Source organism: Alphaproteobacteria bacterium, assembly GCA_018662925.1.
Classification (GTDB): domain Bacteria; phylum Pseudomonadota; class Alphaproteobacteria; order 16-39-46; family JABJFC01; genus JABJFC01.
In genome coordinates this window covers 1-2,820 of record JABJFC010000035.1, presented here as the reverse complement: position 1 = coordinate 2,820, position 2,820 = coordinate 1, and the positions used below count along the sequence as shown (strand labels likewise).

Genomic DNA, 2,820 nt, shown 5'->3' with positions numbered 1-2,820 from the left:
CTCTTTTACAACAGCATTTATCGCTCTTAAACGAAGGGCTTCTTGTGCGTCTTGGGATAACTTGCGGGCGTCTACTAATTCCATGGATAGACACTATCAGAATAACTCGCTTAAGTCCACTGTTTTATTGCCGGAGTAATACGAGTCTCTGAGAGAAGTACTCAGTAAAACCACAAAAAAATATGAGATCATTCTTGTGGATGATGGGAGTACAGATGGTTCTTTAAGGGAACTCAAAACTTTGGCAAAAAAAGATTCAAAAGTTAAAGTTATTGCTTTCAAGAGGAATTATGGCCAAACAGCAGCTATGCAGGCAGGGATTGATTTAGCATCCAATGACATTATTATTCCCATTGATGCGGACTTACAGAACGATCCGTGCGATATTCCCAGGCTGTTGGAGAAGTTGGAGCAAGGTTATGATATTGTTTCTGGATGGCGAAAAAATCGCAAAGATGCCCGCTTTCGGCGTAATTTTGTAAGTTCAGTAGCTAATCGTCTTATTTCCTGGATTTCAGGAGTTTCTCTGCATGATTATGGGTGTTCCCTCAAAGCCTACCGCAGGGATGTTATCAAGGGTGTGACTCTATACGGTGAAATGCATCGTTTTATCCCCATTTATGCTAAATGGCAGGGAGGGAAAGTTACGGAAATCCCAGTGAAACACCATGAGAGAAAACATGGTGTTTCAAAATATGGCTTAGAACGGACCATAAAAGTCGTTTTGGATCTCATTGTTGTGAAGTTTTTGCATGGTTATTTTACGAAACCTATCTATCTCTTTGGAGGGCTTGGTTTTATAAGTTTGATATTGAGTGGATTTACAGGATTGTTGGCGGTATGTCTGAAATTCTTTGGAAATACGTCGTTTATCCAAACGCCTCTTCCCCTTTTGACAGTCATGTTTTTCTTAGCGGGAATTATGGGGATCCTCATGGGTCTTTTGGCGGAAATGCTGACACGAACCTATTTTGAATCCCAACAGCGTCAAGTCTATGCGATACGCGAAAAAGTAAATTTGGAATAAGCCCTTCTCCGGAGTCATTGGGAGCTGTTAGGACTTTTGTAATCAGAGAAGAAGGGGTGCTCGAATTTATTTTACTTGTATTTGGATTCAGGGTATATGGAGTTTAGTTATTTAAAAGCATTACGGAAATAGATGGAAGTTATTTGAGATGGCTATAGGTATCCCGATTCTGTTTTCTATTTTATCTATGATTGGACTGACAGTTCTGGGCAATCTTTTGATGAAACTAGGGGCTGATCATGGCGTTAAAGTTTTTGGATTTTTCAGTTGGATGACCATATTGGGTATGTTCATTTTTGGATTGGGAGCCATTATATATGCTTGGCTTTTGCAAAAAATGCCTCTAAATGTGGTTCAAGTGTTTTTGTCACTCCAGTATGTAGCTGTGATTATAGCGTCATACTACATTTTATCTGAACCCATATCTGCCTTAAAATGGTTTGGCATTTCTCTTATTTTTGTAGGATTTCTCGTTGCATCTCGGGCATGAAATGGCATCGAAGCTAAAATATTATTGGCCCGTACTGCTTTTGGCTGGCCTAAAGTTTGTGGCCTATTTTGTGTATGGACCTATCAGTTCCTACGACAGTAAAGAGTATTTTCTTGCTGCCAATATTCTTTTAGAAAATACTGAATGGATGTATGATGCGGGGCTTGATAAAGCGGCCATATCTCACACGATTTTTCGACCGTTGGGATATCCATTTTTGATTGCCTTTTTACAATGGATTCTTGGCACACATGTTGAGCATTTTATTGTTTTACTTCAGCTTGTTGTTTCGATTGCTGCGTTTAAGAAACTATATGATCTCCTGGGAGAGCTCTACGGAGAAACTTTATTTCCAGCTCTTATCATTATATTACTTTCTCTGACCACAAGTTGGCTATTTGATATCTATGTCTTAACGGATAGCTTTATGGCCTCTTTTTATATTTACCTCTTTTCGGCCCTGGGAAGCTCTCTTTTGAGAAAAGAGTTGCCCTCTATGGGGCATAGCCTTCTTTTGGGGATAATGATGGCCTGTATGGTGTATCTTCGGGGAAATGGCCATGTTTTTTGTTTGACGCTCGTACCACTTATTCTTTCTCTTTTCTATTTTAGTACTGGACGTAAAATTCAACGTGGTATGATTTTTGCGCTTATAATTTTGCCAGCTGCAATATCCTATGAGGGGTATAGACAGTGGAATTATATGCGGACAGGAGAGGCCATTTTAACAACGGGGGGACAAACAGTAATGTTTCAGCCTTTATTTACTTTGGCAAGCCGTGGAGTTCCTGTTTTTGAGAGTGATTCAGTTGTGGATAGAACTGTTAAAGAGGTGAAAAGAAACGATTACTCCATAAATGACGTCTTAGCATTGAACGAGGCGTTGTTTGAACAAGAACAGTGGTCTGCGCTTGAAATTCAGAAAGTAGCTTATGCCAAGTATATAGATACTTGGCGGCTATTTCCGGGGGAAATGTCGCAACTAGCGTTAAGCAAGTTTGAATCTCAGAAGCAAAGGCTTCTTCTGAATCCACTTTCGTTGGCCGATATCTTATATTCTGAACAAATGGGAAAGCATTATTTTCCAGGAGTGGGAAAATTTTTAAGGGCATTGCCCAGTTTTCCTCCTTTAGGTTTTGTTTTGTTCGGAATTGCCTTTCTAGTGAGCAAATTGCAAAATTATGAAAGTGCGGAAGTTTCACGGAGGATGCAAGGATAAGAATGATATTTTTTTGCACTGATCAATCCATAAGGCACAATTTTAACTGTTTTTCTGGTCTTCACGCGCAATTTTCCCCTGTTT

At 39.6% G+C, this 2,820-nt stretch carries 3 protein-coding genes; all 3 read left to right on the top strand.

The annotated features are described in order from the left end of the window. The first annotated feature begins 148 nt into the window (after positions 1-148). The 3 genes from HOL16_02450 to HOL16_02440 all read left to right on the top strand — a co-directional run bounded on the left by HOL16_02450 (position 149) and on the right by HOL16_02440 (position 2,736). Positions 149-1,027: a glycosyltransferase family 2 protein gene (locus HOL16_02450; GenBank protein MBT5389555.1), complete on the top strand. Its 879-nt coding sequence runs from the start codon at positions 149-151 to the stop codon at positions 1,025-1,027. A gap of 148 nt (positions 1,028-1,175) precedes the next feature. Next, entirely contained in the window at positions 1,176-1,517 is a 342-nt protein-coding gene (locus HOL16_02445) for an EamA family transporter (GenBank protein ID MBT5389554.1), read from the top strand. Between the two features lies 1 nt (position 1,518). Then, the gene (locus tag HOL16_02440) at positions 1,519-2,736 is read left to right on the top strand and encodes a hypothetical protein (GenBank protein MBT5389553.1); all 1,218 of its coding nucleotides are present in this window, start codon (positions 1,519-1,521) and stop codon (positions 2,734-2,736) included. Positions 2,737-2,820 lie beyond the last annotated feature (84 nt).